Origin of the sequence: Enterobacter sp. P82 (genome assembly GCF_037053385.1) — a bacterium.
Lineage (GTDB): Bacteria > Pseudomonadota > Gammaproteobacteria > Enterobacterales > Enterobacteriaceae > Enterobacter.
Window position 1 is genome coordinate 196,284 of the sequence record NZ_JBALHX010000005.1, and the last position, 22,966, is coordinate 219,249.

At 54.1% G+C, this 22,966-nt stretch carries 23 protein-coding genes; 15 read left to right on the forward strand and 8 right to left on the reverse strand.

Annotation, left to right across the window (positions count from 1 at the left end; translation table 11 throughout):
- Positions 1-48 precede the first annotated feature (48 nt).
- Entirely contained in the window at positions 49-522 is a 474-nt protein-coding gene (gene greB, locus WB237_RS19640) for a transcription elongation factor GreB (protein WP_028018028.1), read from the reverse strand.
- Between the two features lie 228 nt (positions 523-750).
- On the opposite strand from greB, the gene ompR reads away from it, so the two are divergent.
- Together ompR and envZ are read left to right on the forward strand one after the other, a co-directional pair.
- The gene (ompR, locus tag WB237_RS19645; protein WP_001157751.1) at positions 751-1,470 is read left to right on the forward strand and encodes an osmolarity response regulator transcription factor OmpR; all 720 of its coding nucleotides are present in this window, start codon (positions 751-753) and stop codon (positions 1,468-1,470) included.
- A complete protein-coding gene (envZ, locus tag WB237_RS19650) occupies positions 1,467-2,813 on the forward strand; it encodes a two-component system sensor histidine kinase EnvZ (RefSeq protein WP_023309494.1) in 1,347 nt (448 codons plus the stop codon). The genes ompR and envZ overlap by 4 nt, the downstream gene beginning before the upstream one ends.
- Positions 2,814-2,911: 98 nt before the next feature.
- Here the strand turns inward: envZ and pckA are convergent, their stop codons facing one another.
- The 5 genes from pckA to WB237_RS19675 form a co-directional block, all read right to left on the reverse strand.
- Complete coding sequence (gene pckA / locus WB237_RS19655) at positions 2,912-4,531, reverse strand: phosphoenolpyruvate carboxykinase (ATP) (RefSeq protein ID WP_336215609.1); 1,620 nt, start codon at positions 4,529-4,531, stop codon at positions 2,912-2,914.
- Between the two features lie 331 nt (positions 4,532-4,862).
- On the reverse strand, positions 4,863-5,741 hold the full coding sequence (hslO, locus tag WB237_RS19660; protein WP_023309492.1) for an Hsp33 family molecular chaperone HslO: 879 nt from the start codon (positions 5,739-5,741) through the stop codon (positions 4,863-4,865).
- A 23-nt stretch (positions 5,742-5,764) separates the two neighbouring features.
- The gene (gene hslR, locus WB237_RS19665) at positions 5,765-6,166 is read right to left on the reverse strand and encodes a ribosome-associated heat shock protein Hsp15 (protein WP_336215613.1); all 402 of its coding nucleotides are present in this window, start codon (positions 6,164-6,166) and stop codon (positions 5,765-5,767) included.
- The gene (yrfG, locus tag WB237_RS19670; RefSeq protein WP_049007368.1) at positions 6,163-6,846 is read right to left on the reverse strand and encodes a GMP/IMP nucleotidase; all 684 of its coding nucleotides are present in this window, start codon (positions 6,844-6,846) and stop codon (positions 6,163-6,165) included. The genes hslR and yrfG overlap by 4 nt, the downstream gene beginning before the upstream one ends.
- Before the next feature lie 66 nt (positions 6,847-6,912).
- Positions 6,913-9,048, reverse strand: a complete 2,136-nt coding sequence (locus WB237_RS19675; protein WP_336215617.1) for an intracellular growth attenuator family protein — start codon at positions 9,046-9,048, stop codon at positions 6,913-6,915.
- 325 nt (positions 9,049-9,373) lie between these two features.
- Between WB237_RS19675 and nudE the strand changes: the two genes are divergently transcribed.
- The gene (gene nudE / locus WB237_RS19680) at positions 9,374-9,934 is read left to right on the forward strand and encodes an ADP compounds hydrolase NudE (RefSeq protein ID WP_114979350.1); all 561 of its coding nucleotides are present in this window, start codon (positions 9,374-9,376) and stop codon (positions 9,932-9,934) included.
- An 88-nt stretch (positions 9,935-10,022) separates the two neighbouring features.
- On the opposite strand, the gene mrcA is transcribed toward nudE, so the two are convergent.
- The gene (gene mrcA, locus WB237_RS19685; protein WP_336215620.1) at positions 10,023-12,575 is read right to left on the reverse strand and encodes a peptidoglycan glycosyltransferase/peptidoglycan DD-transpeptidase MrcA; all 2,553 of its coding nucleotides are present in this window, start codon (positions 12,573-12,575) and stop codon (positions 10,023-10,025) included.
- 120 nt (positions 12,576-12,695) lie between these two features.
- Here mrcA and WB237_RS19690 point away from each other — a divergent pair, with 120 nt between their 5' ends.
- From WB237_RS19690 to trpS, 12 genes are all read left to right on the forward strand, one after another.
- A complete protein-coding gene (locus tag WB237_RS19690) occupies positions 12,696-13,472 on the forward strand; it encodes a DNA utilization protein HofM (RefSeq protein WP_336215622.1) in 777 nt (258 codons plus the stop codon).
- Positions 13,469-13,963, forward strand: a complete 495-nt coding sequence (locus WB237_RS19695; RefSeq protein ID WP_336215624.1) for a PilN domain-containing protein — start codon at positions 13,469-13,471, stop codon at positions 13,961-13,963. Before WB237_RS19690 ends, WB237_RS19695 begins: the two co-directional genes overlap by 4 nt.
- Positions 13,964-13,966: 3 nt before the next feature.
- Complete coding sequence (locus WB237_RS19700; protein ID WP_336215626.1) at positions 13,967-14,428, forward strand: HofO family protein; 462 nt, start codon at positions 13,967-13,969, stop codon at positions 14,426-14,428.
- Entirely contained in the window at positions 14,418-14,822 is a 405-nt protein-coding gene (locus WB237_RS19705) for a HofP DNA utilization family protein (protein WP_336215628.1), read from the forward strand. Before WB237_RS19700 ends, WB237_RS19705 begins: the two co-directional genes overlap by 11 nt.
- Positions 14,749-15,972, forward strand: coding sequence for a DNA uptake porin HofQ (hofQ, locus tag WB237_RS19710; RefSeq protein WP_442892522.1), 1,224 nt, complete (start codon positions 14,749-14,751; stop codon positions 15,970-15,972). Before WB237_RS19705 ends, hofQ begins: the two co-directional genes overlap by 74 nt.
- 286 nt (positions 15,973-16,258) lie before the next feature.
- Positions 16,259-16,780 carry a shikimate kinase AroK gene (gene aroK / locus WB237_RS19715; protein ID WP_003861630.1) on the forward strand — a complete coding sequence of 174 codons (522 nt, stop codon included), beginning with the start codon at positions 16,259-16,261 and terminating at the stop codon, positions 16,778-16,780.
- Between the two features lie 57 nt (positions 16,781-16,837).
- Positions 16,838-17,926 (forward strand): 3-dehydroquinate synthase, encoded by a 1,089-nt coding sequence (gene aroB, locus WB237_RS19720; RefSeq protein WP_336215632.1) that lies wholly within the window; start codon positions 16,838-16,840, stop codon positions 17,924-17,926.
- Positions 17,927-18,018: 92 nt separating this feature from the next.
- Positions 18,019-19,320: a cell division protein DamX gene (gene damX / locus WB237_RS19725; RefSeq protein ID WP_336215635.1), complete on the forward strand. Its 1,302-nt coding sequence runs from the start codon at positions 18,019-18,021 to the stop codon at positions 19,318-19,320.
- A gap of 67 nt (positions 19,321-19,387) precedes the next feature.
- Positions 19,388-20,200: an adenine-specific DNA-methyltransferase gene (dam, locus tag WB237_RS19730; RefSeq protein ID WP_028018014.1), complete on the forward strand. Its 813-nt coding sequence runs from the start codon at positions 19,388-19,390 to the stop codon at positions 20,198-20,200.
- A 41-nt stretch (positions 20,201-20,241) separates the two neighbouring features.
- Positions 20,242-20,919: a ribulose-phosphate 3-epimerase gene (rpe, locus tag WB237_RS19735; RefSeq protein WP_024907923.1), complete on the forward strand. Its 678-nt coding sequence runs from the start codon at positions 20,242-20,244 to the stop codon at positions 20,917-20,919.
- The gene (gene gph / locus WB237_RS19740; RefSeq protein ID WP_336215639.1) at positions 20,912-21,673 is read left to right on the forward strand and encodes a phosphoglycolate phosphatase; all 762 of its coding nucleotides are present in this window, start codon (positions 20,912-20,914) and stop codon (positions 21,671-21,673) included. Before rpe ends, gph begins: the two co-directional genes overlap by 8 nt.
- Entirely contained in the window at positions 21,666-22,670 is a 1,005-nt protein-coding gene (gene trpS, locus WB237_RS19745; protein WP_336215641.1) for a tryptophan--tRNA ligase, read from the forward strand. Before gph ends, trpS begins: the two co-directional genes overlap by 8 nt.
- Positions 22,671-22,752: 82 nt before the next feature.
- Here trpS and WB237_RS19750 read toward each other — a convergent pair whose 3' ends face one another.
- A complete protein-coding gene (locus WB237_RS19750; RefSeq protein ID WP_028018011.1) occupies positions 22,753-22,923 on the reverse strand; it encodes a YhfL family protein in 171 nt (56 codons plus the stop codon).
- Positions 22,924-22,966: the final 43 nt, after the last annotated feature.

Genomic DNA, 22,966 nt, shown 5'->3' on the forward strand with positions numbered 1-22,966 from the left:
TATACGGGCTGACACGGCAAAATGCCAGCCGGGGAGGGCGCTCTCGGACTATTTTACGTACTCGATCTCATTGACGTACCAGCTGGCTTCACCGCCGGGTGTCTGAACGACGGCTAAATCGCCCACTTCTTTTTTCAACAGCGCACGGGCCATAGGGGAGTCGATGGAGATGTAATCCTTACGACCAAAAATTTCATCATAGCCGACGATGCGAAAACGCAGGGTATCGCCGTTATCGTTTTCAATCTCCACCCATGCGCCGAAGAACACTTTGCCCTCTTGCTGCGGGGAGTAATCGACAATTTTAAGGTTCTCAAGGCATTTCGTCAGATAGCGTACCCGACGGTCGATCTCACGCAGCCGCTTCTTGTTGTACTGATAATCAGCATTTTCGCTGCGATCGCCGAGGCTCGCGGCCCAGGTGACTTTTTTCGTCACTTCTGGACGCTCTTCGCGCCACAGGTAATCCATCTCTTTTTTGAGTTTTTCGTACCCTTCGCGGGTGATCAGGGGCGTTTTCATGGTAAAGCCTTTGCTGCCGGTTTTCTGTCTTGCGCACAATACGTACCACACAGTGTAACAGACAGGATTAATAATGATTTATGTGATGAAATGAGCAGATAAGCTGCTGTTAAATATGCTTTGTAACAATTTCGACTAGAATTTATACCAGAATTAGCTGGTCGAACACGTGCACTTTTTTAGAATACGCTGTTACAAAGACTATCCGAACCTTTGGGAGTAAATACAATGCAAGAGAACTACAAAATTCTGGTCGTGGATGACGACATGCGCCTGCGTGCGCTGCTGGAACGTTATCTGACCGAGCAGGGCTTCCAGGTTCGTAGCGTCGCGAACGCTGAGCAGATGGATCGTCTGCTGACCCGTGAATCTTTCCACCTGATGGTGCTCGACCTGATGCTGCCAGGTGAGGACGGGCTCTCTATCTGCCGTCGTCTGCGTAGCCAGAGCAACCCGATGCCGATTATCATGGTGACGGCGAAGGGCGAGGAAGTTGACCGTATCGTGGGCCTCGAAATTGGTGCTGACGACTACATTCCAAAACCGTTTAACCCGCGTGAACTGCTGGCACGTATTCGCGCTGTGCTGCGTCGTCAGGCAAACGAACTGCCTGGTGCACCATCGCAGGAAGAAGCGGTTATTGCCTTCGGTAAGTTTAAGCTGAACCTCGGCACGCGCGAGATGTTCCGTGAAGACGAACCTATGCCACTCACCAGCGGCGAGTTCGCCGTTCTCAAAGCGCTGGTTAGCCACCCACGTGAGCCGCTGTCCCGTGACAAGCTGATGAACCTGGCGCGTGGCCGCGAATACTCCGCAATGGAACGCTCCATCGATGTGCAGATCTCTCGTTTGCGCCGCATGGTGGAAGAAGATCCGGCGCATCCTCGTTATATTCAGACCGTTTGGGGTCTGGGCTACGTGTTCGTTCCGGACGGCTCTAAAGCATGAGGCGAATGCGCTTCTCACCGCGAAGCTCGTTTGCCCGCACCCTGTTACTGATCGTCACCCTGCTGTTCGTCAGCCTGGTGACGACCTATCTGGTGGTGCTGAACTTTGCGATCCTGCCAAGCCTCCAGCAGTTTAATAAGGTCCTGGCCTACGAAGTCCGTATGCTGATGACCGATAAACTGCAGCTGGAGGATGGCACGCAGCTGGTTGTCCCCCCTGCCTTCCGTCGTGAAATTTACCGTGAGCTGGGCATTTCGCTCTACTCAAACGAAGCGGCGGAAGACGCGGGACTGCGCTGGGCGCAGCATTATGAATTCCTTAGCCAGCAGATGGCGCAGCAGCTCGGCGGCCCGACGGAAGTGCGCGTCGAGGTCAACAAAAGCTCGCCTGTCGTCTGGCTGAAAACCTGGCTGTCACCCAATATCTGGGTACGCGTTCCGCTGACCGAAATCCATCAGGGCGACTTCTCACCTCTATTCCGCTACACCCTGGCGATTATGCTGCTGGCGATAGGCGGAGCCTGGCTGTTTATTCGTATACAGAACCGACCGCTGGTCGACCTGGAGCACGCTGCGCTGCAGGTCGGTAAAGGGATTATTCCTCCTCCATTGCGTGAGTATGGTGCCTCTGAGGTCCGTTCGGTGACGCGTGCGTTTAACCATATGGCGGCCGGTGTGAAACAACTGGCGGATGACCGTACGCTGCTGATGGCCGGTGTGAGTCATGACCTGCGCACGCCGCTAACGCGTATCCGTCTGGCGACGGAGATGATGGGGGAAGAGGACGGCTATCTTGCCGAGTCCATCAACAAAGACATCGAAGAGTGTAATGCCATCATTGAGCAGTTCATCGACTACCTGCGCACCGGCCAGGAGATGCCAATGGAGATGGCGGATCTGAACGCGGTGCTGGGCGAAGTGGTGGCGGCGGAAAGCGGCTACGAGCGCGAGATTGATACCGACCTTCAGGCGGGTGAGATCCAGGTCCGCATGCACCCGCTCTCTATCAAACGTGCGGTTGCCAACATGGTGGTCAATGCGGCGCGCTACGGCAATGGCTGGATTAAAGTCAGTAGCGGGTCTGAACTTAACCGCGCCTGGTTCCAGGTGGAAGACGATGGTCCGGGCATCAAGCCTGAGCAGCGTAAGCATCTGTTCCAGCCGTTTGTACGTGGCGACAGCGCGCGCAGCACCAGCGGTACAGGCTTAGGTCTGGCGATTGTACAGCGTATCATCGATAACCATAACGGGTTGTTGGAGATTGGGACCAGCGAGCGGGGTGGGTTGAGTATTCGTGCCTGGTTGCCGGTACCGGTGACGCGGGGACAGGTGAAAGAGAGTTAACAAAAGGGTGCGGCCTGATGCCCTTACCCCGGCCCTCTCCCACGGGGAGAGGGAGAAAACATTAAAAAAGGCAACTTTCGTTGCCTTTTTGCTTTTACCTACAGCTTCGGTCCCGCACTCACCAGCGCTTCACCTGCCGGGGTATCGGTGTACTTCTCGAAGTTCTCAATAAACAACTTCGCCAGCGATTCCGCTTTCTCGCGCCACTGTTCCGGCGAACCGTAAGTGTTGCGTGGGTCGAGGATATGCGTATCCACACCCGGCAACTCTGTTGGGATCGCCAGATCAAACATTGGCAGCGTGAAGGTTTCAGCGTTATCCAGAGAACCATCCAGAATGGCGTCGATAATGGCGCGCGTATCTTTGATAGAGATACGTTTACCGGTACCGTTCCAGCCTGTGTTCACCAGGTACGCCTGCGCACCGGATGCCTGCATGCGTTTTACCAGCACTTCAGCGTAATGCGTCGGGTGCAGCGACAGGAATGCCGCGCCGAAGCAGGCGGAGAAGGTTGGGGTGGGTTCAGTCACGCCACGCTCGGTACCCGCCAGCTTGGCGGTGAAACCAGAGAGGAAGTGGTACTGTGTCTGGCTGGCGGTCAGGCGAGACACCGGAGGCAGCACGCCGAACGCATCCGCCGTCAGGAAAATGACCTTTGTGGCATGACCCGCTTTTGACACCGGCTTCACGATATTGTCGATGTGGTAGATCGGGTAAGAAACACGGGTGTTTTCCGTTTTCGACGCATCGTCGAAGTCGATGGAGCCATCGGCACGCACGGTGACGTTTTCCAGCAGCGCATCGCGACGAATAGCGTGGAAGATATCCGGCTCGGCCTCTTCAGACAGGCGAATGGTCTTCGCGTAGCAGCCACCTTCAAAGTTGAATACACCATCGTCATCCCAGCCGTGTTCGTCATCGCCAATCAGACGACGTTTCGGATCGGTGGACAGAGTGGTTTTCCCGGTACCGGACAGTCCGAAGAACACCGCCACGTCACCTTTTTCACCAACGTTAGCCGAGCAGTGCATGGAGGCGATGCCCCGCAGCGGCAGCAGGTAGTTCATGACGGAGAACATCCCTTTCTTCATTTCGCCGCCGTACCAGGTACCGCCGATCAGTTGGATACGCTCGGTCAGGTTGAAGGCAACAAAGTTTTCGGAGTTCAGACCCTGCTCTTTCCACTGTGGGTTAGTGCATTTCGCACCGTTCATCACGATGAAATCCGGGGTGAAATTCTTCAGCTCTTCGTCGGTTGGACGAATAAACATGTTTTTCACGAAATGCGCCTGCCAGGCCACTTCGGTGATAAAACGTACGGAGAGACGGGTGTCGGCGTTTGCGCCACAGAAAGCATCGACAATGAACAGACGCTTGCCGGAAAGTTGATGGGTGACGAGCCCTTTCAGATGCTGCCAGGTTTCCGGGGAGAGCGGTTTGTTATCGTTCTTCCCTTTGCCCTTGTCAGCCCACCACAGCGTATCGCGGGTGGTTTCGTCGCGGACGATATACTTATCTTTCGGCGAACGACCGGTAAAGATACCGGTATCGACGGCGATAGCACCAAGATTCGTCAACACACCGCGCTCGTATCCTTCCAGGGCTGGATTGAGCTCTTCCTGATACAGCGTATCGTAGTCGGGGTTGTAGACGATTTCCTGGACGTCGTTAATACCATAAGCCTTGAGATCTTGCGGGGTTAAACCAGTAACACGCATATCACTGCTCCTTAGCCAATATGTACTGCCTGAAATTGTAGGGTTTTTCTGAGGTTGTTAACCGCGACGGGGCTCATAGATTTACGCATCTGGACAAAACCCTTACTAACGGAAAACGCTGCGACTCCAGTCACAGGGCAGGCGGATTATCGCAGGAATCGCTTTTTGGTTGGGGAAAATGTTCCGAAAAGGTTAAAGGCTGGTGATATTATCGGAAGGAATGTGAATGTAATCGCATACACGTAAGAAAATTACGTAAGAGTTACATTATGAAAACGATTCAGCATGGGCGGGGATTTTACCCCTCCCCCAAAGGGGAGAGGGGAAAGTACTAGTGAACCTGTGGGTCTGCCGGGGAGGCGTTATTGCGGATCTCAGCGATATCCATCGAATTGAACACATAGTGCGTACCGCAGTAGTCACAGTGCATATCAATTTCGCCATCTTCCGCCATGATGCTGTCGATCTCTTCGTCCGGCAGTGTCTTCAGTGCGCCAGCACAGCGTTCACGTGAACAGGTGCACTTAAACTCCACTGACTGCGGGTCGTAAACGGTCACTTCTTCTTCGTGATACAGACGCCACAGTACATCGGTCGCCGACAGGTTGAACAACTCTTCCGCTTTGATGGTTTCAGTCAGCGTCGCCAGGTGTTCAAAATCATTGGTCTGCGCGTCCTGAGCCGGCAGAACCTGCAGCAACATACCGCCTGCAGCTGGCTGACCATCCACTTCACCGGTGCGAATGAACAGACGGGTTGGCAGCTGTTCAGAACGCATAAAGTAATCTTCCAGGCAGGCCGCCAGCGTATCGCCTTCCAGACCGACCACGCCCTGATAGCGTTCACCTTCCTCAGGAGAGATAGTGATCACCAGGTAGCCATTACCTACCAGCGTTTTCAGATCTGCATTTTCAGGTACATCGCCCTGAACGCGTGCCACGCCGCGCATCTGCTGCTGGTTATTGCCGTTGATCACCGCCAGCGTCATCGGGCCATCACCCTGTAATTGTACGGTAATATCACCAGCGAATTTCAGCGTTGCCGTCAGCAAGCTGGTGGCAACCAGCAGTTCGCCCAACAGGGTCTTCACCGGCAGCGGGTAGTTGTGGTTTTCCAGAATCTGTTTCCAGGTTTCGGATACGGTGACCAGCTCGCCGCGCACGGCGAATTGTTCAAACAGATAGCGGTGTAATTGGTCGTGTTGGGCCATTTTAGTCTCTCGTGCGGGTGAGGTTACTCAGTCTCACCGTGTTTAAATTTCATCAGATCGCGGCGCTCTTTTTTATCCGGCCGCCGGTCCGGGTGTGGCATAGTCAGCGCGTTCATTTTGCGCGCCAGCGCGGTTTTCTCTCGCTTTTCAATGCTTTCAGCCGTCTCTTCATAAAGCAGTACGGCTTCGGTTGCGGGCCGTCGTTGTTCGGTAATGGCTTTAATCACCACCGCGCGTTCATCGTTGCCCTGACGCAGCGTCAGGGTGGCATTCACCTCAACCAGCTTGCTCGGTTTGCTGCGCTGGCCGTTGTAATGCACTTTCCCGCCGTCAATCATCTCGCGGGCAAGGGCGCGCGTTTTATAAAAACGGGCTGCCCACAGCCATTTATCCAGTCTTACCCCGTCAGAGGGTTTTTCTTTCATGGCGTCTCCTTCACGGTGAGTGAGGGGATCATCTGGCGGTAGTCGTTCAGCCCCGGATGGCGCAGATAGCTTTTTTCAGCCAGACCAGAGTCAGGATTAGTGACCCCCAGACAATAGCGAATGCCAAAGGTGGCTGCGGAATCCAGAATGGGCTCGCTGTCGTCAATAAACAGCGTGCGTTCAGGCTGCAAACCCGTCTCTTCCTTCACCGCGTGCCACAACCGTTGATCCTCTTTCGGATAACCAAATGTGTGGGTAGAAAGTAATAAATCAAGGTGTGACGCCAGACCCGTATGTTCCAGCTTTACCGCCAGATTATGAGGATGCGCATTGGTCAGCAAAATACGGCGCTTGCCGCTGGCTTTCAGCGCATCCAGGAAGGGTACGGTATCTTCACGCAGCACGGCGCGTGGGCCCTGAGCAGTAGTCATGGCACAAATATCCAAACCGAGGCGTTCGCTCCAGTAGTCAAGACAGTACCAGTTTAGCGTATGCTGCACCGCGCTATATTGCGAACGAATGAATGCCTGCGCTTCTGCCGGGGAGATCCCCTGCTGTTCGCCATAGGTTTCCGGAACCAGCTTTTGCCAGAAATAGTTATCAAAGGCGAGATCGAGCAGTGTGCCGTCCATATCCAGCAGAACGGTATCAACCTCCTGCCAGGCGATATCAAGATGCATAAGGGGTACTCCAGCCAGAAGAAACGTGCGCGACAGGGTAGCACATCTTGTCGCGCGAGGACGTTATCAGATCAGGCTCTCAGAGGAGGGGAGCAGCTTAGGATTGAGGCAATTTTCGTAATACTGCTGGATGTCAGCCAGCCGGGTACGTGAGCGCTGGTAGCGACGCAGGGCCATAAAACCGTTCCAGAAAATGGAGAACAGCATGGCTAACATTAACAGCGAGGTACCAATGTAGCGCCACAAACCTGCGCTATCCGGCATCCGGTGCAGGCCGATATGACGGGTACCGTTGGCATCAGTATAAATACTCGTGACGATCCCTTCGGCACTGAACGGTGTTTGCATCAGCATCTGTGCCAGGCGCTGAAATTGGCCCCACTGCTCTTGTGCCGGGTAATCATAAAGCGCAACCTGCGGATAAGGTTGATCGACCAGGTCGCTGCCTTCATCACTGACAATGACAAAGCCACCCGGTGCCGGGCTGTTCAGCGCCTGAGCCGCACGGGTGGTTTCACGCATCATGAACGGTGCTGTCGAGGTGGCTACCAGATTATCCAGCGATTCCGCGCTAACCGGACGCAGCAGCACGTTTACGCCATCCAGTCGACCCGCTTCGGCACGTTTCACCAGCGAGTCCCAGTCTTTGCTGTTCCCCAGATTTACCAGGGCGTTTTTGAGACGCACACACTCGTCTTGCGAGGAGCATAAATCCTTCGTTTTCAGGACGATGTCGCCAAAATCATCCAGTAGAACCATACCTGATTTCTGAATGGCTGAGCGCAGCGCAGGGCTGACGCGCGAATCATCATCCGGCTTCGGATGTAACTGACGGTTGACCGTCTGAGTGAGGGCGGTGGCTTTATTCACCACTTCGGATTCCGGCAACGGCAGCGGCGGCGCGTCGTTCCAGATGATTTGCGAGCAATCGAACGGCATGAACGGTGAGTTCTGGCGCGTATTCCACGCCCCTGGGGTGTGAATATTACACATCCCGGTTCCCTTCAGGCGCAGCGTGTCTCCTACGCGCACACCGGCTTCATCCAGTTTGTTGACGCTGGTCGCTTCGATGGTTTGCGCCCCTTTGATCCACGAAAGGGTGAATTTGATGGGCATATCCAGCGGCACGAAAAGCAGCAGCATGACAAAGACCAGCGCGGCGCCTCCGGCAATAACCGTGCTACGTAGCCAGTGCTGGAGCGGGAAATTTTTCACTTCATCATGCAGAGATAAAAAGCGCCCCTGACGCACAACGTGGCGGTCAAGGTAGATATCAATATCGGTTTTCTGCCCTAAATCCTGTGCAATCCATGGTTGCCAGTGGCGCGGATAGATAAGGTCGATAATGCCGAGTGAGATATTGTTGAGATGCTCCTGATCGTTTTCGCCGAACAGACCCCAGCGCTTTGGTGTACCGCGCAGGCAGTGGATCTCTCGCAACGAGGTTTTTGCTGGTGGGGCAAAAAGCCCCCAAAGCCCGGCAGCCAACAGTAACACCGCTCCGCCAGCCAGCCAGGGCACAAACACATCCGGCGTCAGCAGACAGCAGAAAAAGAGCAGGAAAGCGGCAACGATCAGGATGGCTTCACGAATGCCATCCGGACGGCTCAGGGCGTATTCTTCATGCGTCTCCTGGCGGATATTCAGCAGCTCGATCTGCTCTGACTCTTCGCCACGGATGGAAGCCTGGGTTGAACTTGCACGCTCCAGCGCAAAGCGCGGTGCTTCCTGAAGGTATTCACTCAGCGTGTGACCGTTAAGCGAGATGACCAGAGGTAATGAATCGGTGTGGATCAGTTCAACGCTGTTTTCGTCAGTAATGTATTGCTCCCAGGAAGGGGGCAGATGTACTTCGACAGAATCAAGGTAATAGCGCCATTTGTTGGGATCATCGGTGGTGATGCCATAGCGCGTGATGGAGCGCGTCAGGCACAGCACGGTATCACTTTGCGCATTAAGCTTAAGTGAGACTGGCGCAGCAGTGGCTCCCGTCGGCCCAGGGGTTAACTGAGAACGGTTCAGCGTTTCGAGATAGTTTTCAACTGTATCGCGCTCGTCTTGCGTGAGTTTACGCGTCGTTGCGCCAGCGAACGCATTTAAAAAAGGCAACCGGTAACGGCGTTGTATGCGACGCCTGTATACCCATCCTGCAAACAATGCGCCGGCCAGCATAGCAGCGAGAACAATCAAAATGGTGCTCATGCTTTCCCCATCTTACTTATCTTCTTACAGGTGTAGTCTGTAGCACCTTTAATATTGAATGAGAGTCTGTGGTTGGCTATCGGCAAGTATGGAGTCGAACTTGAGCATTCTGAAGCGCATCCCAGTGACCGATGATGATAGCAAAGCCTGTTATGGCGCGATATCAGCAAATTCCTGGAAACATTTCAACCTCTTGACATTTGTTTTGAATTGAGGATTGATCTTTATTACGTTGCATAAATGTAAATAAAGAACGATTGACATTGCCGAAACCGTGCGGCATATCGCACAATAAAGCCCGTTCTCACTGCTAAGACCCATCAAGATGAGCAAACCACTACAAAAACCCACCATTCTGAATGTTGAAACTATCGCCAAATCGCGCCTGTTTAATGTCGAAAGCGTGGACCTGGAGTTCAGCAACGGTGTGCGTCGCGTTTATGAGCGTATGCGCCCCTCTGCGCGCGAAGCGGTGATGATTGTTCCTATTGTCGACGATCATCTGATTTTGATCCGCGAATACGCTGTGGGAACGGAGTCTTACGAGCTTGGGTTTTCGAAAGGACTTATCGACCCGGGTGAAACCGTCTTTGAAGCGGCAAACCGTGAGCTGAAAGAAGAGGTGGGTTTTGGTGCAAATGAGCTGTCGTTCCTGAAAAAACTGAGCCTGGCACCGTCCTATTTTTCCAGCAAAATGAATATTGTGGTGGCTGAGGATCTCTATCCAGAATCGCTGGAGGGAGACGAACCGGAGCCACTGCCGCAGGTTCGCTGGCCGCTAGCACACCTGATGGATTTGCTGGAAGACCCGGACTTTAACGAAGCGCGTAATGTGAGTGCACTGTTCCTGGTACGTGAGTGGTTGAAGGGGCAGGGGCGACTGTAGTGGCCTGATGCCCTCACCCCAACCCTCTCCCACGGGAGAGGGAGCAAACACCAAAACGGCAACCAGAGGTTGCCGTTTTGCTTTGTTGTCAGAACAACTCGTGCGTTTCGCCGTTATCAATAATCTCTGTACCCACCTCGTGCACCGCCTGTGTGGTTGGCTGTGTGCCCTCGATGAAATACTCTTCGCGACTATTCCCGCCGTTGGCGAGCTGGCCTGTACTGCGGTCGATATTGACTGTCACCACGCCTGGCGGTGGCGTCAGCGGCTGTTCCGGAACACCTTCAAGAACAGACTTCATATACGCATCCCAGGCAGGCTGCGCACTTTTCGCACCGCCTTCGTAGCCAGAAATCTGATCTTTAATCGCTCCTGACGCCGTTGTACGGCCTAAGTCACGACGATGATCGTCGAAACCGATCCAGACTGAGGTCACCACCCCCGGGCCGTAGCCGGAGAACCACGCATCTTTCGAGCTGTTGGTTGTCCCTGTCTTACCGCCGATGTCATGACGCTGCAAATCACGTCCTGCACGCCAGCCGGTACCTTGCCAGCCTGGTTCACCGAAGATGTTAGTGTTCAGTGCACTTTTGATCAGGAACGACAGCGGCGTGTTGATCACATGCGGGGCGTACTCCTGCACACCAGTCTGCGCGACCAATGCCTGGTTCGCCTGTTCCAGTTGCGGCTGTGGCACAACGCCATTCTGCTGCTCCTGAGACACAGCAACGTCTTCCATGTCCTTATTTTCAAGCACGTCAGATTTTGGCGTATTGCCGTAAATGACCGGAATATCACAGTCAGGACAGGCAATTTTCGGCTTCGCTTCAAACAGTACGCCGCCCTGATCGTTCTCGATTTTACTGATGAAATACGGATCAATCAGGAAGCCACCGTTGGCCATTACCGAGTATCCACGTGCAACCTGAAGCGGCGTAAAGGAGGCTGAGCCTAACGCCAGAGATTCGGTACGAACGATGTTCTGCGCCGGGAAACCGAAGCGTTGCAGGTACTCGGCAGCATAGTCGACGCCCATCGCGCGCATGGCACGCACCATCACCACGTTTTTCGACTGTCCCAGGCCCTGACGAAGACGAATAGGGCCGGCATATTCCGCCGGGGAGTTCTTCGGCTGCCAGTCGGAACCTGCACCGGCATCCCAGCGAGAGATGGGCACGTCGTTAAGGATGCTGGCGAGGGTCAGGCCCTTATCCATCGCGGCAGTGTAGAGGAACGGCTTGATATTGGAACCGACCTGACGCAGTGCCTGGGTGGCACGGTTAAATTTGCTCTGGTTAAAATCGAACCCACCGACCAGGGCCATTACAGCACCGTTCTGAGGATTAATGGAGACCAGAGCCGAGTTAACGTCCGGAACTTGCGCCAGCCACCAGGCCTCACCTACCTTGCGCACCCAGATTTGCTGTCCGGTTTGTACCGCATCGGTCACTTTACGCGGCGTTGCGCCTTGCAGGGTATCTGAACGGTACGGACGCGCCCAACGGATGCCATCCATACGCAGGGAGACTGAGGTGCCGTCCGCGAGCGTCGCAACGGCTTCCTGAGGATCGGCTTGAGTGACTACGGCAGGAAGGAGCGGACCATAGGTTGGCAGCGCTTTCAGCGTACCGGTGATTTTTTTGCTGTCCCACGCGCTTTCGCCCACTTTCCAGAGCACGTTTGACGGGCCGCGATAGCCGTGACGCATATCGTAATCCATCACGTTATTACGCACCGCTTCCTGTGCTGCCTGCTGAACCTTGCGGGTAACAGTAGTGTAAACGCGATAACCATCTTCGTAGGCCTTATCACCATAACGATTCACCATTTCCTGGCGAACCATTTCGGTCAGATAGGGGGCAGAGAAGGCGATCTCAGGGGCGTGATAGTTGGCATCAATGACATCATTACGCGCCTGGTCGTACTCGCTCTGGCTGATATAGCCTTCACTCAACATACGGGACAGAACGACGTTACGACGCGCGGTGGCGCGATCGAGCGAGTAGAGCGGGTTAAACGTAGAAGGCGCTTTCGGCAGACCCGCGATGGTTGCCATTTCGCTTAAGGTGAGTTGCTCAACTGGTTTACCGAAGTACACCTGTGCGGCAGCCCCCACACCATAGGCGCGGTAGCCCAAATAGATTTTATTGAGGTACAGCTCAAGGATCTCGTCTTTGCTCAACAGCTGCTCGATACGGATCGCAAGGAAGACCTCTTTGATCTTACGGATCAGCGTCTTTTCCGGACTGAGGAAGAAGTTACGTGCCAGCTGTTGCGTAATGGTACTCGCCCCCTGAGAGGCATGACCGGAGAACAACGCAATGCTTGCTGCACGGAAAATCCCTATCGGATCGACACCATGGTGCTCGTAAAAACGGCTGTCCTCAGTGGCGATAAAGGCTTTCACCATAACAGGTGGAATTTGGTTTAAGGTCAGCGGAATACGGCGCTTCTCGCCATACTGCGCCATCAACTCGCCATCGGCGCTATAGACTTGCATCGGGATCTGGAGTCGCACATCGCGAAGCGTAGCGACATCAGGTAGCTGTGGCTCAATATATTTGTACAAACCGTAAATCGAGCCTGCTCCCAGCAGAATGCAACAGACTGCAAGGATGAATAAATACTTTACGAACTTCACCGGAGATTTCCCATTTGGTTTCACTTGGGCAGTTTCTAAACAATCGCGCGGTAGTATAAAGGCAAGCCTGATTCATTGATATAGCCGTCACGGTGACGGGCGATAAGGAGATCGTGAAGCATGGCTTTCAAAACATGGCAAACGGGCGTTCATATTCAACAGGATAGGGTGCTTATCGTTGCATTGGCCCGGGAGAGAACGGACTGGTGCTTGCGTCGCTGGTGGGCAATCCCTCTGACCGAAGGCGTTATTCGGGAAGGTAAAATATGCCAGCCAGAACAGCTGGTTGATGCGTTGCGCGACTGGCGGAAGACGTTGCCGCACCACCACCGTGTGTTCCTCTCTTTCCCGGCAGCACGCACCCTGCAACGCTCACTTCCCCGCCCGGGCATTGCGCTGCGCGACAGTGAGCAACTTTCATGGCTGGGCGCGGCGCTCTCTCGCGAACTGGAGATGCCAGCAGAAACGCTCTGTTTCGATTACGTGCAGGACACGTTCAGCAACACATTTCATGTTACCGCCGCACAAAACAAAGAGGTTGAAACTCTTCTGGCGCTGGCGAAAACGCTACGTTTGCGGCTGGTGACGATTACTCCGGATGCCAGCGCACTGGCGAACCTTCTTCCCGCAGTTGCCCCGGCACATTGCGTCGCCTGGCGAGATGAACATCAGTGGCTTTGGGCTATGCGCCACCAGTGGGGACGCCGCTTTACCACAGAAGCTGCAAACGCGACGGAACTGGCGGCGCTGCTGGCCCTGAGTCCGGGCGATATCGCACTGTTTGATAGCCGACGTGATCCATGGGAAACCCTGGATCGCTGCCATGCCCCACTACCGGATTGCGGTGCTGATTACACCGTCGCGCTGGCGTTGGCCATGAGCGAGGTTCCTGAGTGAACATGACGAACTTTATGCCGTGGCGACAGCAACGGCGGGCGCGATGCCTGCGTTTCTGGGGCGCGATGTTTGTCGGCGCATGGCTGGTGATGCTGATGATCATTTTCGGTCTGAGGATAAACCACCAGGTGAGACTGCACGCTCTACGAGCTGAACTGGCGGGAATGCAGTCCGTGCGTCACGCGCTTATGTCTCGCCAGACGCTGACCACAGAGGTGCCGATGCCTGCACTGAAACGTCAACGACACGCATGGCAACCGGTGCTGGAATCACTTGCCAACGTCATCCCGTCGCAGGTCTGGCTGACAGAACTGCGTTATCAGCCTCCTGCTCTGATGCTTATTGGGTATGCCACTACCCTGCCTGCCCTTTCTGCGCTGCGTGATGTACCTGGACAACTCGACGGGTTCACGACAGGACCCGCAGGGGAGATCCGCCAGGATAGCCAGGGACACTGGATGTTCACATTTAATCTGAAAAGTGAGAGGTAACCTGTGGACACCCTGTTGGAACGCTGGTGCGAAAACCGTCCATGGCATCGGGTGCTTTGCTGGTGTCTGAGTATTCTCTTTGCCGGGCTGGCTGCATGGAGCACCTTGCTCCGTCCAGTAGACAGGCTGTGTGCTGAACTCCAGCGGCAACTGATGCAGGATGCGCGAGCTAATGCATCGCTATGGCCAGCAGCCAGTAAGATACCTTTTAGCCCGGAATCCCAGGAATTGCAGGAGATGCATCCCTTTTCACCGCTCGATTTTCAGGGGAACGGTGTGAAATTGGTTCACTGGAAGCCGTCTCAAAGGGGAGGAGAACTGACGCTGGATGCTGAATGGCCGGCGATCCCGACCGTTTTTTCCCTGCTGGCACAGCAGGATGTGCAGGTCGCGGCTTTCGCGATTGCGCCACAGGATGCGTTGTTACGCCTGCGGCTGGAGCTGGAGTCGGATCATGCGAAATAGTACCCGCTGCTTGCTGGTTTGTTCGGTGCTGTTATTGACCGGCATGCGCGATCCGTTTCGCCCGCCGGACGATCCTTGCAGTAGTAGTCAACTGGTGCAGTGGCACTACCGCGGTATGGTGGCGGGTCATGAAACGGTTGGCATCTTACAGGATGGGCAAAAGCGCTGGTATCGCCTGAAAACGCATCAGCGCTTCCCGGTGGGCTGGCAGGTAAAAGCCATCAATGAGTCAGCTCTGGTTGTTGATGTGGGTGATACATGTGAACCTGGACAATGGACGTGGCAACGAGAAGGAACGAATAAAAATGAACTTGAGGATAATGCTGTTGCTGCTGGCGTTCTGCCAACCGCTGTGGGCCACAGTACCAAAACCCGTCACGCTGGTGGTGGATGATGTTCCTGTGGTTCAGGTGCTACAGGCACTGGTCGCGCAGGAGAACCGTAATCTGGTGATATCACCGGATGTTAGTGGCTCGCTTTCACTTAACCTGACGCGCGTCCCCTGGCGACAAGCGCTACAGACGGTGGTCAACAGCACCGGGCTCGTTTTACGAGAGGAGGGTGGCATTTTTTATGTCCATACTGCGGCCTGGCAGCGCGAACAGCGGGAGCGTTCAGAGCAGGAGCGGACGCGCCGGCAACTGGATGCCCCACTGGTCTCACAGAGTCTCTCTTTTTCTTACGCCGATGCCGGGGAGTTACAAAAAGCAGCCGAAAAACTCCTGAGCCCAAAGGGGAGCTTATCACTCGACAAACGCACTAACCGCCTGTTGGTTAGGGATAATCAGACTGTACTGGAGATGCTGCAGCGCTGGGCCGCTCAGATGGATATTCCCGTCGAGCAGGTAGAGCTTGCGGCGCATATCGTGACCATCAATGAAAAAAGCCTGCGTGAGCTGGGAGTGAAGTGGAGTCTCGCCGACGCCACCGACGCGGGCAAAGTTGGTCAGCTTACCACTCTTGGCAGCGATCTTTCCGTAGCCAGCGCCACCAGCCACGTCGGTTTTAATATCGGGCGAATTAATGGTCGGCTGCTGGATCTGGAGTTGTCAGCACTGGAGCAAAAACAGCAGGTTGATATCATCGCCAGCCCGCGACTGCTGGCCTCGCACATGCAACCGGCCAGCATCAAACAGGGGAGTGAGATCCCCTATCAGGTCTCAAGCGGTGAAAGCGGGGCGACCTCCGTTGAGTTTAAAGAGGCGGTATTAGGGATGGAGGTGACGCCCGTGGTATTGCCGGGGGGGCGTGTGCGTCTGAAATTACACATCAGTGAAAATATGCCGGGGCAGGTGCTTCAGCAGGCTGACGGTGAAACGCTGGCGATCGACAAACAGGAGATCGAAACGCAGGTGGAGGTAAAAAGCGGAGAAACACTGGCGCTGGGTGGAATTTTTTCTCAGAAGAACAAAACTGGCAGCGACAGCGTGCCGGGGCTGGGGCGCATCCCCTGGATTGGGCAGCTTTTTCGTCATGATGGAAAAGACAACGAACGACGTGAGTTAGTGGTGTTTATTACACCACGTCTGGTCGGTATTCACTGACGGGTAACGATCCCCGCAATGATTTTGCATTCAGTTTGTTGCAGATGTTTGACGTGGGGCATGAATTAGCATACAAGGAGTACCGATTTGAGTTGGACTTACGTCTTATTACCTTATGCGCCCGGCGCGGTGATTTAATCAGTTGCCAAACAAGCCGGAGTATTGAGATAATTTTTAGTCTGACTCTCGCTCTATTGCATATGAGGTTTCAGTTCATGTCCTGCTACGCTGGGTGTCTGCGAAGCGGGGATTACCATTAACGAATAGTCTTAGTAGTACCGATAAAATGGCAGAGAAACGCAATATCTTTCTGGTTGGGCCTATGGGTGCCGGCAAAAGCACTATTGGGCGTCAGTTAGCTCAACAACTCAATATGGAATTTTACGATTCTGATCAAGAGATTGAGAAACGAACCGGAGCTGATGTGGGCTGGGTTTTCGACGTAGAAGGCGAAGAAGGTTTCCGTGACCGAGAAGAAAAAGTGATCAACGAACTCACGGAAAAACAGGGCATTGTGCTGGCAACAGGCGGCGGCTCTGTAAAATCTCGCGAAACCCGCAACCGTCTCTCCGCCCGTGGCGTAGTGGTCTATCTTGAAACGACCATCGAGAAACAGCTGGCACGTACGCAGCGTGATAAAAAGCGCCCGCTGCTGCAGGTTGAAACGCCACCACGCGAAGTTCTGGAAGCGTTGGCCGATGAACGCAATCCGTTGTACGAAGAGATTGCTGATGTGACCATTCGTACTGACGATCAGAGCGCTAAAGTGGTTGCAAACCAGATTATTCATATGCTGGAAAGCAACTGATTCTGGCTTTATATACACTCGCCTGCGGGTAAAAGCATTAAAGGTGGATGTCGCGTCATGGAGAGGATTACAGTTACTCTCGGGGAACGTAGTTACCCTATCACCATCGCGGCTGGTTTGTTTAACGACCCAGCTTCCTTTTTACCACTGAAAGCGGGTGATCAGGCGATGCTGGTCACCAACGAGACGCTGGCTCCGCTTTATCTTGACCGTGTACGCCACCTGCTAGAGCAGGCAGGCGTAAAAGTCGACAGTGTCATTCTGCCCGATGGCGAGCAGTATAAAAGTCTGACGGTACTGGATACCGTCTTTACCGCATTACTGCAAAAACCGCATGGTCGCGATACAACACTGCTTGCCCTGGGCGGCGGTGTTGTGGGCGATCTCACCGGCTTTGCGGCTGCAAGCTATCAACGTGGTGTCCGTTTTATTCAGATTCCAACCACGTTACTGTCTCAGGTCGACTCTTCTGTTGGCGGCAAAACTGCGGTCAACCATCCGCTTGGCAAAAATATGATTGGTGCGTTCTACCAGCCCGCTTCGGTGGTGGTGGATCTCGACTGTCTGAAAACGCTGCCGAAGCGTGAGCTGGCTTCTGGTCTTGCTGAAGTGATCAAATACGGCATTATTCTGGATAGCGAGTTCTTTGACTGGCTTGAAGAGAATATGGATGCGTTGCTGCGCCTGGATGAGGCTAAACTGGCATATTGCATCCGTCGTTGTTGTGAGCTAAAAGCGGAAGTTGTCGCTGCGGACGAGCGTGAAACGGGCTTACGTGCTTTACTGAATCTGGGGCATACGTTTGGTCACGCGATTGAAGCCGAAATGGGTTACGGGAACTGGCTTCACGGTGAAGCGGTTGCTGCCGGAATGGTGATGGCTGCTCGCACCTCTGAACGCCTGGGGCAGTTTAAACCGAATGAGACGGCACGCATCATCGCGCTGCTTGAGCGTGCAGGCTTGCCAGTAACCGGGCCGCAAGAGATGTCGGCACAAGCGTATTTACCCCACATGATGCGCGATAAAAAAGTATTGGCAGGTGAGATGCGTCTTGTACTCCCGCTTGCAATAGGGAAGAGTGAAGTGCGCGGCGGAGTGCCGCACGATGTCGTTCTTGGCGCTATCGCTGATTGTCAGCAGGCGTAACAACTAGAAAGGTCAGGCCACTGTTGCAGGTGGTCGTTTAGCTTCAGGTGAAATGCAAAGTCGTTGGCATAAGCCTTTGAGTGGGGTGTTAAATGGATGAATTCAAACCAGAAGACGAGCTGAAACCCGATCCCAGCGATCGTCGTACTGGTCGTTCTCGTCAATCTTCAGAACGTGATAACGAGCCGCAGATCAACTTTGACGATGTTGATCTGGATGCAGACGATCGTCGCCCTTCGCGCAGCCGCAACGCGCGTGATGAGCGAGAAGAAGAGGATTATGAGTCCGAAGAAGATTCAATGGACGAAGAGCCTGTAGAGCGTCGCCCGCGTAAACGTAAGAAAGCTGCTGCACCAAAACCGGCTTCCCGCCAGTATCTTATGATGGGACTTGGCGTGTTGGTACTTGTGCTGCTGATTGTCGGCATTGGTTCTGCACTTAAAGCACCATCAACGAACTCAACCGAGCAAACCGCCTCCGCTGAGAAGAGCATCAACCTCTCCGGTAACGATGCGGCAAATCAGGCAAATGGCGCGCAACCTGCACCGGGTACCACCCCGGCAGAGCAGACCGCAGGAAACACCGCAGCACCACAGGATGTTTCTCTGCCGCCGGTTTCCTCAAACCCAGCTCAGAGCCAGGCACCTGTTACGCCTGAAGGTCAGCAGCGTGTAGAAGTTCAGGGAGACCTGAATAATGCACTGACGCAGCCGCAAAACCAGCAGCAGATTGATAACGCCGTAGTTAACTCGACACTGCCAACTGAACCTGCAACCGTCGCACCGATTCGCGGTGGTAACGCTCAGCCGCAAACTGCTGCGACGGAAACGAAACCGCGCCAGACACAAACTGCGACACGTCCTGAACGTAAGCAGGCAGTGATTGAGCCTAAACGCGAAACTAAACCTCAGGCAGTGGTGAAAGCGCCTGAAGTGAAAGCTGTTACGGCGCAGCCGAAACATACTGAAACGGCTGCAGCGAGCGAGCCAGCAAAAGCGCCAGTCACACAGACTGCGCCGAAAGCCACGGCGAGCACGACAGCACCGACGACGACTGCTGCACCTGCAGCGTCTGCTACAGCTTCCAGCACCGCAGCAGGCAAAACAGCAGGTAACGTAGGTTCGCTGAAATCTGCGCCTTCCAGCAATTACACGCTGCAGCTGAGCAGTTCGTCTAACTATGACAACCTCAACAGTTGGGCGAAGAAATCGAATCTGAAAAACTACGTGGTTTATCAGACGACCCGTAACGGTCAGCCGTGGTATGTGCTGGTGAGCGGTGTGTATGCGTCCAAAGATGAAGCGAAACGCGCCGTGGCGACACTGCCAGCAGACGTTCAGGCAAAAAACCCGTGGGCGAAGCCAATTCATCAGGTTCAGGCCGATCTGAAGTAATGTTTAAAGCGCAGGATGCTGTCGGAGCTTTCTCCACAGCCGGAGAAGGTGTAATCAGTTAGTCAGCATGAAAAAAAATCGCGCTTTTCTGAAATGGGCAGGGGGGAAATACCCCCTGCTCGATGATATTAAAAAGCACCTGCCGAAAGGTGAGTGTCTTATCGAGCCCTTCGTGGGCGCAGGATCGGTGTTCCTGAACACCGATTTTTCTCGTTATATCCTGGCGGATATCAACAGCGACCTTATCAGCCTCTATAACATCGTCAAACTGCGTACCGATGAGTATGTCGCAGAGGCGCGTAAACTGTTTACGCCTGAGAACAATAACCCGGACATTTACTACCAGTTCCGCGCGGAGTTCAATCAGAGTGAGGATTCGTTCCGCCGAGCCTTGTTGTTCCTCTATCTTAACCGACATGGCTACAACGGCCTGTGTCGGTATAATCTTCGTGGTGAATTCAACGTACCTTTTGGCCGCTATAAGCGCCCGTATTTCCCACAGGACGAGCTGTATCACTTTGCTGAAAAAGCACAGAATGCTGAGTTTCACTGCCTCTCCTATGAAGAGTGTATGGAACTGGCAGGCGTAAACTCGGTGGTTTACTGTGACCCCCCTTACGCGCCGCTGTCTGCGACGGCGAATTTCACTGCCTATCACACTAACAGCTTCAGCCCGGCCGAACAGGCTCGTCTGGCAGAGATGGCGGAAAAGCTGGTCAGTAAAAGAATTCCGGTGTTAATTTCGAATCACGACACGCCTGATACGCGCGAATGGTACAAAGCCGCGAAGCATTTTCAGGTTAAGGTGCGGCGTAGCATCAGCAGCAACGGCGGCACACGTAAAAAGGTGGACGAACTCCTGGCTCTTTATCGCCCCTGAGCCGTTTTGCCCGCCGGTAAATACATTTCAAGGAGATGCGGATGAAACAGTTTTTGATTGCTCCCTCAATTCTGTCGGCCGATTTTGCCCGCCTGGGTGAAGACACTGCTAAAGCTCTCGCGGCTGGCGCAGATGTCGTCCATTTCGACGTGATGGATAACCACTACGTCCCCAATCTGACCATTGGCCCAATGGTGCTCAAGGCGCTGCGTAATTACGGCATTACCGCCCCGATCGACGTACACCTGATGGTGAAACCTGTTGACCGCATCGTGCCGGATTTTGCCGCAGCGGGAGCCAGCATCATCACCTTCCACCCGGAAGCCTCTGAACATGTGGATCGCACGCTGCAGCTGATCAAAGAGAACGGCTGTAAGGCGGGTCTGGTGTTTAACCCGGCAACGCCGCTGAGCTATCTCGATTATGTGATGGATAAGCTGGACGTAATTTTGCTGATGTCCGTTAACCCAGGCTTTGGCGGTCAGTCGTTCATTCCTCATACGCTGGATAAACTGCGTGAAGTGCGTCGTCGTATTGATGAGTCAGGCTACGACATTCGTCTGGAAGTGGATGGCGGTGTGAAAGTGAATAACATTGGTGAAATTGCGGCAGCGGGCGCGGATATGTTCGTTGCAGGTTCGGCAATTTTCGACCAACCGGATTACAAAAAAGTCATTGATGAAATGCGCCGTGAACTGGCGAAGGTAAGTCATGGATAAATTGCAAACAATTCGGGGTGTGGCATTCGACCTCGACGGCACGCTGGTCGACAGCGCACCGGGCTTAACAAGCGCCGTTGATCAGGCGCTGTATGCGCTTGAACTCCCCGTTGCGGGTGAAGAGCGCGTGGTAACGTGGATCGGCAACGGTGCTGACGTGCTGATGGAGCGTGCGTTGACGTGGGCTCGCCAGGAGCGTGCGTCGCAGCGTTCGGCGCAGGGTAAACCGAGCGTCGATCATGCCGACATCCCGAAGGACGAGCAACTGCGTATTCTGCGCAAACTGTTCGATCGTTTCTATGAAGAGACTGTCGAGGAGGGGAGTTTCCTGTTCCCGGACGTCATGGAAACGCTGAGCACACTGCATGCGAAAGGCATCCCGCTGGGGCTGGTAACCAACAAGCCAACGCCGTTTGTTGCACCTCTGCTTGAAGCGCTGGATATCGCGAAGTATTTCACCGTCATTGTCGGCGGTGATGACGTACAAAACAAAAAGCCGCATCCGGAACCGCTTCTGCTGGTGGCAGGAAAATTATCCTTAACGCCTGCGGAGCTGCTCTTTGTTGGTGATTCCCGCAATGATATTCTGGCTGCCCGGGCGGCTGGGTGTCCCTCCGTCGGGTTAACCTACGGCTACAACTACGGTGAGGCCATCACGCTAAGTGAGCCGGACGTCGTGTTTGACCACTTCAAAGATTTGTTGCCCGTACTCGGGCTTTCACACAGTGAACATCAGGAATTGAATAATGACTAAGCCCATCGTTTTTAGTGGCGCACAGCCTTCAGGTGAATTGACCATTGGTAACTACATGGGTGCGTTACGTCAGTGGGTCAGCATGCAGGATGACTACCATTGCATTTATTGCATCGTCGATCTCCATGCGATTACCGCGCGTCAGGATCCTGAGAAACTGCGTAAAGCCACGCTGGACACCCTGGCGCTGTATCTGGCCTGCGGAATTGATCCTGAGAAGAGCACCATTTTTGTTCAGTCGCATGTACCTGAGCACGCACAGCTGGGCTGGGCGCTGAACTGCTACACCTACTTCGGCGAGCTGAGCCGCATGACCCAGTTCAAGGATAAATCCGCGCGCTACTCTGAAAACATCAACGCCGGTCTGTTCGACTATCCGGTACTGATGGCTGCAGACATTCTGCTGTATCAGACTAACCAGGTTCCTGTTGGTGAAGACCAGAAGCAGCACCTGGAGCTGAGCCGTGATATTGCCCAGCGCTTTAATGCGATTTATGGCGATGTGTTTAAAGTGCCTGAGCCCTTCATTCCGAAGTCCGGCGCGCGCGTGATGTCGCTGCTGGAGCCGACCAAAAAGATGTCTAAGTCTGACGATAACCGCAACAACGTTATCGGCCTGCTGGAAGATCCGAAATCAGTCGTCAAAAAGCTCAAGCGCGCGGTCACCGACTCCGACGAGCCGCCTGTCGTGCGCTACGACGTGCAGAACAAAGCGGGTGTCTCCAACCTGCTGGATATTCTTTCCGGGGTTACCGGTCAGAGCATCCCTGAGCTGGAACAGCATTTTGAAGGCAAGATGTACGGCCACCTGAAAGGTGAAGTGGCGGATGCCGTTTCTGGCATGCTGACTGAGCTGCAGGAGCGCTATAACCGCTATTGTAACGACGAAGCTTTCCTGCAGAAGGTGATGAAAGACGGCGCGGAAAAAGCCAGTGCGCGCGCATCTGAAACCCTGAAAGCGGTGTATGAAGCGATTGGGTTTGTGGGTAAGCCTTAAGCTTGCTTTGTCGCCACCTGACAAAAAATCGACTAAATAAAAAAACCGGGAAATTCCCGGTTTTTTTACGCCTGAAAAACGCTTACTGCTGTGCCGCCGGGCCGCAACCACCGATGATCTTCGAAATGGAGATCGCCGGGTGCAGCAGATAATCGTAGCTGCAGTTATTTTTCGTGTTTTCTACACGACCGGTGCAAGCCGTCAGAGTCGATAACAGGCCGACCAGAACGGCGGCTTTTGCCAGTTTAAACATACGCATTCCTTGTCTGAAAACGAAAATGAGATGTAACTCAAGG

Coding starts and splice junctions, on each gene's coding strand:
- greB (WP_028018028.1), bottom strand. CDS start 522: ATGAAAACGCCCCTGATCACCCGCGAAGGGTACGAAAAACTCAAAAAA.
- WB237_RS19705 (WP_336215628.1), top strand. CDS start 14,418: ATGCGAAATAGTACCCGCTGCTTGCTGGTTTGTTCGGTGCTGTTATTG.
- envZ (WP_023309494.1), top strand. CDS start 1,467: ATGAGGCGAATGCGCTTCTCACCGCGAAGCTCGTTTGCCCGCACCCTG.
- yrfG (WP_049007368.1), bottom strand. CDS start 6,846: ATGCATCTTGATATCGCCTGGCAGGAGGTTGATACCGTTCTGCTGGAT.
- hslO (WP_023309492.1), bottom strand. CDS start 5,741: ATGGCCCAACACGACCAATTACACCGCTATCTGTTTGAACAATTCGCC.
- trpS (WP_336215641.1), top strand. CDS start 21,666: ATGACTAAGCCCATCGTTTTTAGTGGCGCACAGCCTTCAGGTGAATTG.
- WB237_RS19750 (WP_028018011.1), bottom strand. CDS start 22,923: ATGTTTAAACTGGCAAAAGCCGCCGTTCTGGTCGGCCTGTTATCGACT.
- dam (WP_028018014.1), top strand. CDS start 19,388: ATGAAAAAAAATCGCGCTTTTCTGAAATGGGCAGGGGGGAAATACCCC.
- nudE (WP_114979350.1), top strand. CDS start 9,374: ATGAGCAAACCACTACAAAAACCCACCATTCTGAATGTTGAAACTATC.
- gph (WP_336215639.1), top strand. CDS start 20,912: ATGGATAAATTGCAAACAATTCGGGGTGTGGCATTCGACCTCGACGGC.
- damX (WP_336215635.1), top strand. CDS start 18,019: ATGGATGAATTCAAACCAGAAGACGAGCTGAAACCCGATCCCAGCGAT.
- WB237_RS19675 (WP_336215617.1), bottom strand. CDS start 9,048: ATGAGCACCATTTTGATTGTTCTCGCTGCTATGCTGGCCGGCGCATTG.
- hofQ (WP_442892522.1), top strand. CDS start 14,749: ATGCTGTTGCTGCTGGCGTTCTGCCAACCGCTGTGGGCCACAGTACCA.
- rpe (WP_024907923.1), top strand. CDS start 20,242: ATGAAACAGTTTTTGATTGCTCCCTCAATTCTGTCGGCCGATTTTGCC.
- aroB (WP_336215632.1), top strand. CDS start 16,838: ATGGAGAGGATTACAGTTACTCTCGGGGAACGTAGTTACCCTATCACC.
- ompR (WP_001157751.1), top strand. CDS start 751: ATGCAAGAGAACTACAAAATTCTGGTCGTGGATGACGACATGCGCCTG.
- hslR (WP_336215613.1), bottom strand. CDS start 6,166: ATGAAAGAAAAACCCTCTGACGGGGTAAGACTGGATAAATGGCTGTGG.
- aroK (WP_003861630.1), top strand. CDS start 16,259: ATGGCAGAGAAACGCAATATCTTTCTGGTTGGGCCTATGGGTGCCGGC.
- WB237_RS19690 (WP_336215622.1), top strand. CDS start 12,696: ATGGCTTTCAAAACATGGCAAACGGGCGTTCATATTCAACAGGATAGG.
- pckA (WP_336215609.1), bottom strand. CDS start 4,531: ATGCGTGTTACTGGTTTAACCCCGCAAGATCTCAAGGCTTATGGTATT.